General features: G+C 59.1%; 12 protein-coding genes and 1 pseudogene. 6 read left to right on the top strand and 7 right to left on the bottom strand.

What is annotated here, in order from left to right; genetic code table 11:
- Window positions 1–196 precede the first annotated feature (196 nt).
- Window positions 197–2662: a BGTF surface domain-containing protein gene (locus BMX07_RS00730; RefSeq protein WP_090614723.1), complete on the bottom strand. Its 2466-nt coding sequence runs from the start codon at window positions 2660–2662 to the stop codon at window positions 197–199.
- A gap of 506 nt (window positions 2663–3168) precedes the next feature.
- Window positions 3169–3312: a hypothetical protein gene (locus tag BMX07_RS24085; RefSeq protein ID WP_175480007.1), complete on the bottom strand. Its 144-nt coding sequence runs from the start codon at window positions 3310–3312 to the stop codon at window positions 3169–3171.
- 621 nt (window positions 3313–3933) lie between these two features.
- Between BMX07_RS24085 and BMX07_RS00725 the strand changes: the two genes are divergently transcribed.
- From BMX07_RS00725 to BMX07_RS00715, 3 genes are read left to right on the top strand one after another with little or no spacing between them, the layout of a single operon-like run.
- Window positions 3934–5196: a multicopper oxidase domain-containing protein gene (locus BMX07_RS00725; RefSeq protein WP_090611950.1), complete on the top strand. Its 1263-nt coding sequence runs from the start codon at window positions 3934–3936 to the stop codon at window positions 5194–5196.
- A complete protein-coding gene (locus tag BMX07_RS00720) occupies window positions 5197–6447 on the top strand; it encodes a ZIP family metal transporter (protein WP_090611946.1) in 1251 nt (416 codons plus the stop codon). It begins immediately after the preceding gene.
- 28 nt (window positions 6448–6475) lie between these two features.
- A complete protein-coding gene (locus tag BMX07_RS00715; protein ID WP_090611943.1) occupies window positions 6476–6898 on the top strand; it encodes a plastocyanin/azurin family copper-binding protein in 423 nt (140 codons plus the stop codon).
- 105 nt (window positions 6899–7003) lie between these two features.
- On the opposite strand, the gene BMX07_RS00710 is transcribed toward BMX07_RS00715, so the two are convergent.
- Window positions 7004–7915 (bottom strand): helix-turn-helix transcriptional regulator, encoded by a 912-nt coding sequence (locus BMX07_RS00710; RefSeq protein ID WP_090611940.1) that lies wholly within the window; start codon window positions 7913–7915, stop codon window positions 7004–7006.
- A gap of 149 nt (window positions 7916–8064) precedes the next feature.
- On the opposite strand from BMX07_RS00710, the gene BMX07_RS00705 reads away from it, so the two are divergent.
- Window positions 8065–9501 (top strand): FAD-binding oxidoreductase, encoded by a 1437-nt coding sequence (locus BMX07_RS00705; RefSeq protein ID WP_090611935.1) that lies wholly within the window; start codon window positions 8065–8067, stop codon window positions 9499–9501.
- A 266-nt stretch (window positions 9502–9767) separates the two neighbouring features.
- Here the strand turns inward: BMX07_RS00705 and BMX07_RS00700 are convergent, their stop codons facing one another.
- On the bottom strand, window positions 9768–10622 hold the full coding sequence (locus BMX07_RS00700) for a sulfite exporter TauE/SafE family protein (RefSeq protein WP_090611932.1): 855 nt from the start codon (window positions 10620–10622) through the stop codon (window positions 9768–9770).
- Between the two features lie 106 nt (window positions 10623–10728).
- On the opposite strand from BMX07_RS00700, the gene BMX07_RS00695 reads away from it, so the two are divergent.
- The gene (locus BMX07_RS00695; protein WP_090611928.1) at window positions 10729–11124 is read left to right on the top strand and encodes a CopG family ribbon-helix-helix protein; all 396 of its coding nucleotides are present in this window, start codon (window positions 10729–10731) and stop codon (window positions 11122–11124) included.
- Between the two features lie 311 nt (window positions 11125–11435).
- Here the strand turns inward: BMX07_RS00695 and BMX07_RS00690 are convergent, their stop codons facing one another.
- The gene (locus BMX07_RS00690; RefSeq protein WP_090611924.1) at window positions 11436–11909 is read right to left on the bottom strand and encodes a hypothetical protein; all 474 of its coding nucleotides are present in this window, start codon (window positions 11907–11909) and stop codon (window positions 11436–11438) included.
- A 226-nt stretch (window positions 11910–12135) separates the two neighbouring features.
- Between BMX07_RS00690 and hisH the strand changes: the two are divergent.
- A pseudogene (gene hisH, locus BMX07_RS00685) lies at window positions 12136–12767 on the top strand (imidazole glycerol phosphate synthase subunit HisH).
- A 110-nt stretch (window positions 12768–12877) separates the two neighbouring features.
- Here the strand turns inward: hisH and BMX07_RS00680 are convergent.
- Together BMX07_RS00680 and BMX07_RS00675 are read right to left on the bottom strand one after the other, a co-directional pair.
- Window positions 12878–13240: a luciferase domain-containing protein gene (locus BMX07_RS00680; protein WP_217643668.1), complete on the bottom strand. Its 363-nt coding sequence runs from the start codon at window positions 13238–13240 to the stop codon at window positions 12878–12880.
- Between the two features lie 480 nt (window positions 13241–13720).
- Window positions 13721–14137, bottom strand: a complete 417-nt coding sequence (locus BMX07_RS00675; RefSeq protein ID WP_090611920.1) for a PIN domain-containing protein — start codon at window positions 14135–14137, stop codon at window positions 13721–13723.
- Window positions 14138–14141: the final 4 nt, after the last annotated feature.

Raw genomic sequence — 14141 nt, 5'->3', positions numbered from 1 at the left:
ACCCACCCTCGATCGCTCGACCGTGCGTGCACGCTTCGATGTACGGTCCACTATCTGTACTCTCGGGTACTTTCGGGTACTCTCGAGTACTGACCTGTCGACCCGATCGGCACCTGGTGCCGTCGCTGGGTGGTGTAACGTCCGATAAAAGAAAATCGCGGAAATTTGGGCCGGCGTGAGCCGGTGATTCTACGGCTTAGTTCTGGCGGCGGAGTGCCAGCATGGCAGCGCCGAGCAGTGCGACGAGAGCGACGCCGACACCGAAGCCGGGCGTCCCATCGTCGCCACCGTCGTCGCCGTCCTCGCCGTCTCCACCGTCGGAGCCGTCTTCGCCGTCGGATCCGTCTTCGCCGTCGGACCCGTCTTCACCGTCGGTGCCGTCTTCGCCGTCTTCACCGTCGGTGCCGTCTTCACCGTCTTCGCCGCCTGCCTCGACGGTCACGGTACCGTCGTCAGTCGCGTCACCAGCGTGGACTTCCCAGCTGATGTCGCCTTCGGCGCTCGTGTCGAGGTCGTAGCTCTCGGTGAGCTCTTCACCGGCCTCGAGCTCGAGCGACTGGTTGTCGACGGTCTCGTCACCGATGTCGACGTGGTAATCGACAGTCTGAGTCGAGTCAGCGTTGTTGGTGACGGTCACGTCGAGCGTGGCGCTCTCGTTGACCTCGACGGTCGACGGCGCGTCGCCCTCGACGTCGATGGTGGAGTCGGACTCACCGTCGGATTCGGTGAGGTTGACGCCAGTGAGCTCGTCGTTGACGGTGCTATCCTGGGGATCTTCGACGGAGAGGTCGAAGGTGACACCAGGCTCTTCCTCGCTGAGGTCGAACTCAGCGGCGAAGTTGTGGTTGCCGTCCTCGTTGGCGGTGACGACTGCGTCGGTCACCTGAACGAAGCTACCCTGGTCGTTCGGCGAGTCGGCTTCAGCGGGGAGCTCCGTGCCGGGTGCAACCGTGGTCGTACCCGTCGCGGTTGCGTCCTCAGCTGCTGGGAGCGAGTCGATGTCGTCCCATGCGACCTCGCGGTCTTCGTACGTGATCGTGGACTGCTGACTGACTGCCGCATCCGCGTCAGCCACGTAGGTGTTCTGCTGCGTGACGTTGAACGCGAAGTCGTAGGTTTCGCCGGTCTCTAGGCCTGCAGGGACATCGACCGTGAAGATGAGGTCGCCGCTGTACTCATCGACGGAGATGCCGGTGAGGCTGAGCTGATTCTCGGCGTCAGCGCTCGAGTTCCAGACCTGAGCGTCGTTGATCGGGCCGGAGCTCTGCTCGGAGAGTTCCACGTAGATACCCTCGCTGGTGAGGGTATTGTTGAGGTCGCTGCTGTTGGCTGCGATGTCCTCAACGAGGCCCTCTGCGCCGAACTCTTGGGCGTTGACGATGAGGTGGTCGTCTTTCGCGATCGTGTTCGTCTGGGTGACCGTGGTGTCCTCGAAGTCGTCGAGGTTCGCCAGCGCGTCACCGCCGGGCGCGGTGTGCGTTGTCGCGTCACCGATCGCCGCTCGGTCCGAGACGACGAGGCGAGATCGGTCGTGTTCGTTCTCGAGGTCGTAGTCTCCCTCATCGGCAGGATTCGCCGAGCTCATTTTGTCACCAACGGACAGATCCCAGTTGTAAGCCGGGAACGGCTCATCGGCACTGAAGCTGTCCGACTTGTTGACGCTCGAGTCAGCGATTTCGGCGTCGGAGCTGCTGTGGACGCTCCACGCGCTACCATCCATGGCGTGCACGTCGTGCGTGTCGAACTGGAGAACGATCTGCTCGTCCTGGATGTTCTGGAGTTCGACGTGAGTGGCGTAGCCATCGTTCACGCTACCGAGAGTGACGGCGGCCGTGTCGCCCTGGCCGACGTCGAGCGTGATATTCGCGACGCCGCCCTGTTCGACCGAGTCAACGTCGGTGAAGCTGTAGTCGAGTCGGGAGTCGACAACCTCGACCGACGCGTTGTCGGTGCTCTGAGAGTCCGTCACGTCGAAGTCGAAGTCGTACGTACCCTTGTCGACGTCAGCGAAGTCGACGTCGTACGTCGTGTCGTCGCTAACCTTGAGGGTCACGACGTCTTCGTCAGTGTTGGTGACGCCAGTAGCCTCAGCGGCCGAGAACATCGTGCTGAGGTCCGTCGCGTCGAAGCTGTCGGACGAGACGTTCACGTACTGGGTGCTCCGGTCGGAGGTAACCTCGAGGGTCCCCATGCTGTCCTGCGTGACAGTGTCACGGGTGAACTGGATGTCGAGGTTCTCGACCTGTGCACGGAATGCCTCTCCGTGGAAGGTACTCGTGTCCGCGGTGTCACCGTGGACGTGAATGTGGTAGATACCGTCTTCTTCCAGACTCTCGGTCGGGAGCGTGACAGTACCGGTGTCCGCCTCTCGAGTGACGACCGTGTCAGGGTTGTCGGAGGTGTCGGGACCTTCGGCGATGGAAACGAATCCATCGTGGTCGCCCGAGCTACCGACTCCGTCGAGCGTGATTTCTTGACCGATCCATACCTTGTCAATCGACCCGGAATCGAACGTCGGGCCGGAATCGTAATTCGCAGCTGTTGGGTTCTTCGCTGCCGCGCCGCCCGCGAACGCTGCGGACATGGCGACAACGGAGAGTACCATAAGCGCGGCCAGGATCACTGCACGACCCTTTTCGCGGTAGGTTATGTCGTTTGTCATTTATTGTTGTATTATTGTTGTATTTCGGTTGATTAGCGCTCGATTCACCTGGAGAGCGAGCCGACCACAGCACCGTACTACCGGGCCGATTGGTCCACTCACACCGGGTAGGGGTAATCGCTTCTTTACGTATCTCCGTAATAAGCTTTCTGTCTCATCCATTTCTTGTCCGACAGGTGGAAATAACCAATTACCGCACGACTACGCCGACATATCCCGGTATATCTCGAGACACTCCCTCAACTATTATATGTTTCACGGCGACGATGGGTGTATAGTATTATACTACTACTGACTTGGTAATACTGTTTTACTCCCCTGCTCGAGGAGGGTCGGTTCGCTCGAGAGCGGACCCTGATCAAATACGAATGTTCTAAGTTTTATATTTTGACACTATTTCGTAAACATCCATTCTAATAGCTATGAATGAATGGACATCGAAAGCCCATGCGACGCCTCTCGCTCGCGAAACTGCGCCACACGTTCCGGTTCCATGCCCGACTGCGCTACAATCGCATCTTCGTCGTTCTCGACTCGTCGTGGACGAACTCAGGTGTCGAGAGGAACGTTCGTGTGACGCTGCGGTCACGCCTTTTCGAGTCGGCGATGAGTGCGAAGATGACGACGTCGGCGTCGACGACCAGATTCATTCGTCGAGATTGCGCCGATTCTGCGTCCGTGATCCGGTCGACGTCACTCGCGTTCGCGGCGATAGCGGTGACGCCACTGCGTCCCCACTGGGCCGGTAGCCGAGAGCGTGGCTGCGAAGTTGATGCTCTCCGGCAGAGCTCGGTTCGATACACCAATAGGTAGCGTCCAGCAGTCAATTGATGTCATTCAAAAAATATTATTTTAGCACCATCTAATTCTCTGGGGGCGTGGAGCGCCAGCACGGAGAACTCTCTCGAAGCGATTGCTTCCCTTCACCACGAGTCGGACGGGCGGGTGAAACCCTCCGCTATTGCCGAATTCTCGGGGGAAGAACCACCGACGGAGACCAGTCTGCTGAACAAATCAGCGGGACGGAGTCGCGCCAACTTTGACCCCCACGAGGTGTCGACCTGCCGGATACTGGGACATCCATCACTTCAAGATTATCCGTCACCACCGGCTCGTCGAACAGTCTCTCACGGAGCACCAGCAGCCAGATTTTCGCCCGCAGCACTGTCTGCACCAGAATTAGTTTAGTCTCACTCTAGGTTTAGATGCGTCAAATTAATGTAGTCGGTCTTCTAACGGCAGAGTATGAGAACCCACAGCAGGATGAGACCATGCCATCGATAGAATACGATAGCGCAGCCACTGTCACGGAAACGCTCGAAACCCGGCTCGCCGAGTCGCTCGGTGGCGATCCGAGCGTCGGTCGCCGATCAGTGCTCGGTGCCCTCGGTGTCGCAGGGAGTGCAGCGGTCGGGCTCGGGGGCACCCGGGCGAACGCGTCGGCAGGCCACGACGACGAGGACAAACACGGCAATTTCGGTGCTGTCGACGAGTATCGGGATCTGAACTTCGACCCCCACGAGTTCCTGACAGCGTTTAACACCGGAACGGACGGGCAGGACACTGTCCCGCAGGATGTCTACCAGGAAGACGGACGAACTGTTCGAGAGTTCGAACTCACCGCGGTCGACACGACGATTACGATCGCACCGGGCCTCGAGTTCGAAGCTTGGGCGTTCAACGGGCAGGTGCCGGGGCCGACGATCCGTGCCGTCGAGGGCGACCTCATTCGAATCAAATTTGAAAACCGCGGACGGCACGCCCACACGATTCACCCGCATCTGAAGAATCTCAATCCGGAAATGGACGGGATTCCACAGAACGGCCCTGGGGTACTCGAGACGGACGAGTCCTTCACCTACGAGTGGATCGCGCAACCCGCCGGCGTGCACTTCTACCACTGCCACTCGCTCCCGCTGAAAGAACACGTCCATCGCGGGCTCTATGGCACGTTCATCGTCGACCCCGATCCCGAACGCGTCAGGGACAATCCGAGCGACTACGTCACCGATCACCCGAGCCAGATCACCGACGCGATGGTCGAGGACGTGGTCGACGAAGCCAAGACGCGCAACCACGAGTACGCGGAGAACGACGCCATCAACGAGATGGTGATGGTGATGAACTCGTTCGATACGAACTTCGACGGCGAGAACGAGGTGTATGCCGCGAACACGCGCGCGTTCGCGTACGGCGTCGGTGAGACCGACGCCAACGGGAACTGGAAGCCGGGCGAGACGAAACGCCCGATCCAGATCGACAAAAACGAACGCCAGCGGGTCTATCTCGTCAACGCGACGGAGTTCGATTTCATCAACTCGTTCCACACCCACTCGCAGTTCTTCGATTACTACGACCACGGAACGACGCTGATGCCGACGAGCAAAACCGTCGACACGATCATACAGACGCAAGCCCAGCGCGGAATCGTCGAGTTGGATTACGCCGACCACCAGTCCGGGCTGTACATGTTCCACGCTCATCAGTCGGAGTTCGCCGAACTCGGCTGGATGAGCTTCTTCGAGGTGGTGTAGATGACCGACGAGTCTCCAGACATGACGACGGACGGTGGCGCGACGGCTGACAAAGAGGTCGTACAACTGTTCGGACTCCCGCGATGGATCTCCGCGTTGCTCCCGATCGTGTTGCTCGCGCTCGTCTTGGGAGTGTTCGTGTTTACGTCGCCGCTCGCCGGCATTCAGGGAGGTGAACCGCTTCCGGACGTGACGGTCACCCACGCCACGATGCCGAGCGACGAGACGGTCGTCCTTCACGTCACGAACAACGGCCCGGAGGAAGTCACGATTTCGCAGGTTCTCGTCGACGACGCATACTGGAACTTCCAGGTCGAAGGGGCCGGTGGCGACCGGACGCTAGAGCCTCGAGAGAGCGCGCGCGTCGTCGTTCCGTATCATTGGAACCCCGGCTGGGATCTGGACGCCACTCTCGTGCTCTCGGACGGCGCGACGATCGGCCACGTGATCGAAGCACCGCAGCAGTCACCCGGCTTCGGTGCCGATGTCCTGTGGACACTTGCGCTCATTGGACTGTTCGTGGGGGTAATCCCGGTTGCGCTCGGGATACTGTGGTTCCCGTTCCTCCAGACGGTCAGTGATCGCGTGTTGCACGCCGTCCTCCTGTTTGCCACCGGCGTGCTCGGCTTCCTCGCGTTCGACGCGGGGTTCGAGGCGTTCGAACTCGCCGAGCGAATCCCGGGAGCCTACGAGGGGAAACTGCTGGTCGTCTTCGGCGTGGTCGGTGCGCTGTTGCTCGTGCAAGCGATCAGCGCGTGGCGCGAGGGGCGCGCTGCCGCCGGTAACAGCCGTGCGAACAGTGGCCTCTGGGTCGCATATCTGGTCGCGTTAGGGATCGGCCTGCACAACCTCGCAGAGGGGCTCGCCATCGGGAGTTCGTTTGCGCTCGGTCGCGTCTCGCTCGGAGCGTTCCTCGTGATCGGGTTCATGCTCCACAACGTGACCGAAGGCCCGGCGGTTGTCGCGCCGGTCGCCCGCGACGAGCGCCCGGCGTGGTGGCACTTTGCCGCGCTCGGTCTACTCGCAGGCGCGCCCGTCATCCTCGGCGGGTGGATCGGGAGTCTCGCCTACTCGCCGACGGTGGGTGCGTTCTTCCTCGCGATCGGCGTCGGCGCGATCCTCCAGGTCGACTGGGAGATCGCACGGATGGTTCGTGACGCGGGCGGTCGCGTGGGAAGTGCCACGAATCTGCTCGCCTTCCTGATCGGCTTCGGCGTAATGTACGCGACCGATCTTTTCGTGGTTCTCTAATACGGGCCACGCGTTATCTTTCGAACCCATGTCATCCGACATCTATGATCGGCGAACGATCTTACGAGTTAGCGGTACGGCGCTCGCGACGATCGGTACCGCCGGGTGTCTGAACGGGCGGTCGCCGACCGATCAGACCGTCACGATGACCGGCGACTTCGGATTCGATCCGACGACCGCGACTATCGAACCCGGACGGGCCGTCACGTGGGAGAACACGAGTGATGTAGATCACACGGTCACCGCCTACGAAGACGACGTTCCGGACGGCACCGCGTACTTCGCGAGCGGCGATTTCGAGTCCGAACGCTCCGCAAGAGATCACATGCGGGAGGGACTCGTTGCCCCCGGTGATGAGTACGAGCATACGTTCGAGGAGCCCGGAACGTACGAATATTACTGCGTTCCACACGAGGGCTCCGGGATGGTCGGAACAGTCCGGGTCGAATAGTCCGAAAGATTAGGTCTCCTCGAGCGCGTCGATCGCAGTCATGCTGATCTGTACTCCGCCGATCTGAACTGGTGCTAACCCCTCGTCGTGCGTTGAACCGCGACGTTAGCGTGATAGATCGATTCGTTCGTCGAGCGGCTTCGAATCGTCCTTTGTCGAGGTATACACACGTTCGGCCCACTCCCGCGCGATCGGTGCATCGGTATCGACGAACACCTGCATAAGCCCCGTCGCCTCGTCGTAACCACCTATTCCAACACGTTCATCGAAGAGTGCGAGCCCATACGGCAGTTCATCGCGCGTTAGGAGGGCGAGGTGCCCGCTCTCGATTGCCTCCCGGGCACGCTCGGGGTACGTGTCGAAGAGTGTCTCGGCGATGTGGGGGAGATAGATGACCTCGGTATCGGTTGCATCGAACAGCTGCTGGTGGAACCCGCCGAGAACGAGCGGTGCCATGTGTGTCGTATTGAATCCCCGGAACGTCTCCGACTCCCGGACGAGTGAAATAAACCGCTCGATGGGTCGATACGGGTCATCTGGTTCCGCGACGGTAACCGTCGCGTCCACGAACGGCTCGACGACGAACTCCCGGTGGTCCTCACAGATCGCATCGAGCAGCGGCGTCAGGCTGTGTGCGGTTTGTACGTTCGCCTCGAAGCGGAGCACCTCCTCTGCGACGACTTCACCTCGTCCAGTCAATTGAAATCGCCCATCGATCTTCTCGACGAACCCCTGTTCATCGAGCCACCGCGTGAAGCGGTGGCTCGTCGCCCGCGAAACGTCGAGACGGTCTTCGATCTCTCCACGATCGAGGGGTTCGGTCAGCAGTGCTTCGAGAACTGGACCATGCCGGACGATGTCGCCGAGGAGGTCCGTGTCCACACGATCACCCGTTGCGTTCAGTCGCTGGCCGAGATGGCGACGGTTTCGCGCATTCTCCAGAATGGCCTCGAACACCGGTGACCCCGGTTGTGTGCGCCAATCGTCGGTCGATTGTTCGTCTTGATCAGACGTCATGGCGCTCTCTTGCTAGAGAATAGATACCAGGGGTAGTAACTCTAGCCCGTACGGAACCCGTACTTCGTTTCACCGTCTGAAACACTATTCTTGGTGCGGAGCGCTGCTCGGTGGGTGAGGCCAAGGCCCAGCGGAGTGTGTGAGTTGATATGGGACCACAGACCATCGACGACGAGCAACTAACCGAGTTCGAGGGGGTGTTTCACGGGACCGTTATTCGTCCCGACGATGCGGACTACGACGACGCTCGCGCGGTATGGAACGGGATGATCGACGAGCTCCCGGCACTGATTGCTCGGTGTAGTGGTACCGCGGACGTCATCAGTGCGGTGAATTTCGCCCGTGAAAACGGCCTTCTCGTGGCGGTACGTGGCGGCGGTCACAACGTCGCTGGAAGCGCCGTGTGCGACGACGGACTGGTCATCGACCTTTCGGAGATGACTGGTGTTCGCGTCGATCCCGACTCGCAAACTGCATGGGTCGAGGCCGGCGCAACGTGGGCAGACGTCGACCACGAGACGCAGGCGTTCGGGCTGGCAACCCCCGGCGGCGTCGTCTCGGATACGGGCGTCGCGGGACTCACGCTCGGCGGCGGCATCGGCCATCTCCGGTGTAAGTACGGACTCAGTTGTGACAACCTCCGCTCCGTGACCCTCGTTACCGCGGACGGCGAGTACGTGACTGCCAGTACGGACGAGAACACCGACCTCTTCTGGGGTCTCCGTGGTGGCGGCGGCAACTTCGGCATCGCCACGTCCTTCGAGTTCACCCTCCATTCCGTCGGACCCGAGGTGGCGATGTGCCTCGTATTCTATCCGAGCGACCAGCTGGTCGATTGCCTGCGAGCGTACCGTCACTACGTCGAATCGGCACCCGACGAGGTCAGTACACTCATTTTCGCTGGCGAACTACCTGATGAGGAATTGTTCGAGGGCGACGATGTCCACCGGCAGAAATTCGCCATCATGGGCTGCTATGCAGGCTCGGTGGATGACGGCACTCAGGTGCTGTCGCCCTTACGGGAACTCGCGGCCCCGATCGCAGATTTCAGTGGGGTGATGCCCTACACGGACTTCCAACAGCTCCTCGACGAGGACTACCCAGACGGAATGCGCTACTACTGGAAGTCGCTGTACCTCGACGACCTTCCCGATTCGGCGATCGACCGCATCGGTTACTGGGCCGACGTGGCACCCTCACCGCTCTCGACGGTCGATGTCTGGCAGTTAGGGGGCGCAATCGCCCAGGGTGACGTCGAAGATAGTGCGTTCGCGGGGCGGCACGCCCCCTTCCTGCTAGGGGTCGAAGCCAACTGGGAACGTCCGGGGAACGACGATGCTAACGTCGAGTGGGTGCGTGACTGTCTCGACGATATGCGGCAGTTCTCGGACGGGTCGGTCTACCTCAACTTCCCGGGATTCCTCGAAGACGGTGAGGACATGATGCGGACCACGTTCGGACCGACGTACGAGCGATTAGTTACGCTGAAGGACGAGTACGATCCGACGAATTTCTTCAGCCGCAACCAGAACATCTCACCGTCGGGGCCCTCCAGGACCGACAGAGAGGCCAACACCGGCGAATGAGCTCGAGAGTGACTCGGTGGGTTCCCCGCGACGGTCATCGACCGTCAACGTCAGTCCGTAAAGAGCCGAAGCACAGGCGGCTGAAAGCCGTCTCCGTGAACGTCCCTGCTCAGGTCGTGACGACGCTCGGTGAGAACAGTCTCAACAGTACATGCTCGAGTCCGCATCCAGCGGGACTCGCTCCAACGATGGCAACGTCGGTGTACAATTAGGTGAGGTCCGTGTTCTCCGTCGTACTCGTATTCCATGTGTCGTGGTGTGCTCTTTCAGAACAAGCCGACGATGAACCCAACTCCCATAGCGATGAGGACGGCGGCGGAGAACGCTGGGAGGTACGGTGTGTACTGCTCGACTCTCTCCTCGGAGTGGTGATAGCCCGCAATCAACAGCATCGTCAGTCCGACGATACCCACGATGACCGTGAGAGCGTACGCGCTCATCAGTTCGAGGCAGTAGTTCGACCCGGCACAGAGCGCGATGATCTCGAACTCCTCCTCGTGTGCGAACCCGAGGACGAACGCGAACCACGCGATACCGAGGAGCCCCCGGTCGGCGGTCTCGTCGAGGTCGTCGTGTGAGTGAGAGTAGCCGCCAACGAACGGGACGAACCCGTTCAGACGGGAAGTTAGTCCACCGTCGTCGTGGTCGTGCGAATGGTCGTCGTCGTGGCCGTGGTCGTCTGAGTAGTTGTGATGCTCGTCCGGGTCGTGTTCGTGGACATGCGAGTGTCCGTGGTCGGAGTCGTGGTCGTGGTTATCACCGTGATTCCCGTGAGAGTGGCCGTGGACGTACTCGCGGATGCCGAGGCCGATGAGCAGGACACCGGCCACGAGACTGACTGGCCCCCCGATCTGGATGCCACCGAGTATCGTGATCGGCTCGTTGAGCTGTGTGAGGTTGAAGTAGTCCTTCGCGTAGAAGAATACTCCCACCATCGCAATACTGCTGACGAGGTGGCCGACGCCGATGATGAAACTTGCTGCGAACCCGTACGCCCACTTGTTGGCTTGATCGAGCGCGTACGAGGCGGCGACTGGCCAGCCGTGGCCCGGTTCGATACCGTGGATTGCCCCGAGTACGACCGCGCCCACGAGCGGACCAAGCAGTTCGTTGGGGAACATCGCCTCACTTGGTGCTCGGAAATAGCTGACTTTAACGGTTGTTAATACCGAACGAGGGGACTCGTCATAACGAGTCTCTTGTATCTGCACGGTTCAGTGGTGGGTAATGCGAACGAGTTTCAACATCCCTGACGAGGTAATCGAGGAGTTCGACCGGGTATGGCAGGACGAGGGAATCGAAAATCGGTCGAGGGCGGTAAGAGAAGCGATGCTGGAGTTCATCGAGACCCATTCTCGCCTCGAAGATACGACCGGCGAGATCGTCGCGCTCGTTGGCTTCGACTACCGCCATCACGACGTCATACAGGAACTCCACGGCGCGCAACACGAGTATCAGGACGTCATTCTCAATACGAGCCACACCCACCAGGGCGAGTGGTGCCTCGAGTCGCTGTTTTGTCGAGGGGCCGCTGAACGGGTCCGTGAACTGACGTACCGACTCCGCGATTTCGACGGCGTTCAGAGGGTGAAAGTGATGGTAATTCGAGATAGCGTCGAATAAGCGACCTTCTTCGTCGTAGCGGTTCGTTTGTGTACTCGGTTTCGCTCTCGCTGATCGAACGACGATCGAACGAGCAACTGCTGAAAGAAGAGTACCACCTCACAGGATGTCGTAATCTTGTGTCCCCTCTTTTGGCCGATCACGACGGGTGAGTACAACTAAACCCGTCTACGCTTCCAGGAGAATAGCCGAGAGAGGCACGGTCTGTGGCGTGAAACGCCAAAAGACAGTGTTTTTCAACGACTCTCCCCTTGCTCGACCTTGTTCCGTTCGATAACTCACGTTACACGATTGCGTGTACTTCTCCGCTTTCAGTCTCTCATCTGGTTGTGAATCTCTAACGGGTCGGCTGTCCAGGGGGCAAAGCGGCCTTGTTGGAGTTGTCGAGCGACGTGATGGGTATCGACCCCTTGGCGGTGAAGTTCCTCGAACGTCTCCCTCACGAGATTTTCCACGGCTTGTCGGGCCGAGGTGGGTGAGCCAACTAACTTGCTACCCTTGTGAGATAGAGCTACCCTGTCTCCCGTGAACGTAACTCCAATGCTACTACTCCCCCAGAGAACGGTTCCCGGCTCTCCTTCTTCAAGTTGGTTGAGTAACAGAAAGATGTGTTCGAGAGAGGTGTGCGAATGTGACACTTCCATACCATTTACCGAATCAGATTTCCGACGCAGTTTGAGAGTAATCGCATCGGGCACCCAGACGATGTTTTCTTCCGTACAGTACGAGGAGAATTCGGGAACCAATCGAACGGAGGAGAACTCGAACTCTTCCTGCTGGGTCATCGATGTTCGCTAACTGTACATCAAAATACAAGTATCGGTCTATCCTACTTCTACATCTGCGTATATTGTTACCTATACTTGTACCAATCAGCTTTGTTCAGGCCTATAACACACGTTACACGGCCACGTGTACTTTTCCGGTTTCTGGATTCCTCGAAAAAGGTAATAAGAACGGTACGTTCGGAGAAACGAGAAGCGATTTACCACGGCGAGATCAACACTCGGTGTGCGAGTCACCATAATCGATTACGGGGTCGGGAACCTCCGAAGCCTTCAGCGCGGGCTGGAACGAGCGGATGCGACGGTGACCGTCTCTGACGATCCATCGGAGATTTCGTCGGCGGAGGCACTCGTCCTCCCTGGTGTCGGTGCGTTCGTAACTCGAAGCCCTTCCACGACGTCCTCGTCGAGGTCGCAGCGGAGACGCCTATTCTCGGCATCTGTGTCGGCCTGCAACTCATGTTCACGGAAAGTACTGAGGGCGCACCTGACGGCGAAACCATTGATGGCCTCGACCTCATTCCAGGACTCGTCGAACGACTTCCGAACGACGACGTGAAGGTTCCGCACATGGGCTGGAACACACTCACCGTCGAGCGAGACCATCCGCTCGTGGACGGTATCGAAGACGGGGAATACGCCTACTTCGTCCACTCGTACGGCTCGGAAGTCGCCAGTCACACGGTTGCCTCGTGTGACTACGGGTTCGACTTTGCGGCCATCGCTGCAAACGAACGGGGGAACGTGATGGGAACGCAGTTCCACCCGGAGAAGAGCGGTGAGCTCGGCCTTCGCATTCTCGAGAACTTCGTGACCTACGCCGAACGTTTCACCAGTGAACGGATCACCGTCGAGTAACGATCGAGCCCACCAAGTCGGTATAGCGGTTCGCCGCCCCGAGTATTGGACCATCTAGATGTCTCGTTCAGCGTATCAAGAGCGGCCACCACAATAGCCGTCAGTCTCCCTCAAAGAGGCTTGTAGTTTTTCAGATCGGGCGACCCGGCCGTACCTGGACGACGCTCGAAGGCGGCCCTGACGGTATCGCTGGGCGTAAGCTCATCCAACTCGCTCAGGACATCGATAGGCGCGTACTCTTCGGCCCCGGCAGGTGTCTTCTTGAGAACATTCACGTGATACAGGTACGAGAGTCGAACGAGCCACCGTGCACGGTCGTAGTCGTCCGGGTGTTCGATGTAGAAGATCGTCCAGCCTGACTCGTCGAGTAGATGATGAATTTCTGTTTCCCCCCTGTTCGACGAGCGTATCCCGAAGTGCTCTGAGGTATGCGATGTCGAGCATCCCCCAGGCGTGGACGTGTCCGATTTCACGTGAGCCCACTCGCTATTCAGTCCCTCCGAACCGATGCTCTCCAACTGTCACACCCGGCCAAGAGCCGACGTCCTCGACCGATCGTTCGACCGTCTTTTCGATCTCTTCGGGGTTGTCATGTTGTATGTTACCTCTCTTCAGTCGGCAGATATAGCTCTTCCTCGCGGAAGAGAGCGGACGTACGCTCGAGCCTATTAGGTTGGTGCCTGCCAATAACAACTACAGTTAATTGCTGTTCAAGTGGAATTGCTTCCAAGGAAAAATTTCGGCATCGACCAGCAATACACGGGCTGAAGATGCCGAACCTGATTATCTGCTCTCTCGCTGCTCGACCTTATTCAGGCGGTTTAAATCCGTAGCTGAAGTATCAGAAACCAACCCATAGTAACAAAATCATCCTGGTGAAGACAGGGTACAGCATCCTTAGACGACATATACAAACAAAACTGCCGTAGCCTACAATCGGTAGTACCGGTCAGCTAGTGCGTATCGAACGTGCCGATCACGTCGGTCGTCGAATGGGCCCCGACGACGGCTTGTTCTTCGAAGTCAGTGTCGTCGCTCCAGATGTCCGCGTCACTGGCGAGGGCACACGCGACGTACAGCACGTCATCGGGATCAGTTTCGCCGATCGCTGCGTCGGCCTCCTCGATGTAGGGATAGAACTCGCTGGCGGGGACAACCTCGATATACTGAAACAGAAGGTCGATGAACTGCGCGACTCGATCCGGATGCATCCCGGATTTATCGACGATCAACCCCGTGTAGTTCTCGATTTCGTCGTGGACGAACTCGGGTGTCAGGAGATCTGGGTCAAGCGTAACGATGAGTTCACGAGTTTTCGAGTCGGCAATGAGCGCTGAGATGATGACATTGGCGTCGATAATCAGCTTCATTCGT

Origin of the sequence: Natrinema salaciae, from assembly GCF_900110865.1 — an archaeon.
In the GTDB taxonomy this organism is placed as follows: domain Archaea; phylum Halobacteriota; class Halobacteria; order Halobacteriales; family Natrialbaceae; genus Natrinema; species Natrinema salaciae.
Note: the sequence above shows the minus strand (reverse complement) of the source record. Positions and strands in the feature narration are given on the sequence as shown.

What these genes read in the sequence shown, in the direction of transcription:
- BMX07_RS00695 (WP_090611928.1), top strand. Translation starts at nt 10,729, where the DNA reads ATGCGAACGAGTTTCAACATCCCTGACGAGGTAATCGAGGAGTTCGAC.
- BMX07_RS00725 (WP_090611950.1), top strand. Translation starts at nt 3,934, where the DNA reads ATGCCATCGATAGAATACGATAGCGCAGCCACTGTCACGGAAACGCTC.
- BMX07_RS00700 (WP_090611932.1), bottom strand. Translation starts at nt 10,622, where the DNA reads ATGTTCCCCAACGAACTGCTTGGTCCGCTCGTGGGCGCGGTCGTACTC.
- BMX07_RS00675 (WP_090611920.1), bottom strand. Translation starts at nt 14,137, where the DNA reads ATGAAGCTGATTATCGACGCCAATGTCATCATCTCAGCGCTCATTGCC.
- BMX07_RS00730 (WP_090614723.1), bottom strand. Translation starts at nt 2,662, where the DNA reads ATGACAAACGACATAACCTACCGCGAAAAGGGTCGTGCAGTGATCCTG.
- BMX07_RS00705 (WP_090611935.1), top strand. Translation starts at nt 8,065, where the DNA reads ATGGGACCACAGACCATCGACGACGAGCAACTAACCGAGTTCGAGGGG.
- BMX07_RS24085 (WP_175480007.1), bottom strand. Translation starts at nt 3,312, where the DNA reads ATGAATCTGGTCGTCGACGCCGACGTCGTCATCTTCGCACTCATCGCC.
- BMX07_RS00720 (WP_090611946.1), top strand. Translation starts at nt 5,197, where the DNA reads ATGACCGACGAGTCTCCAGACATGACGACGGACGGTGGCGCGACGGCT.
- BMX07_RS00715 (WP_090611943.1), top strand. Translation starts at nt 6,476, where the DNA reads ATGTCATCCGACATCTATGATCGGCGAACGATCTTACGAGTTAGCGGT.
- BMX07_RS00710 (WP_090611940.1), bottom strand. Translation starts at nt 7,915, where the DNA reads ATGACGTCTGATCAAGACGAACAATCGACCGACGATTGGCGCACACAA.
- BMX07_RS00690 (WP_090611924.1), bottom strand. Translation starts at nt 11,909, where the DNA reads ATGACCCAGCAGGAAGAGTTCGAGTTCTCCTCCGTTCGATTGGTTCCC.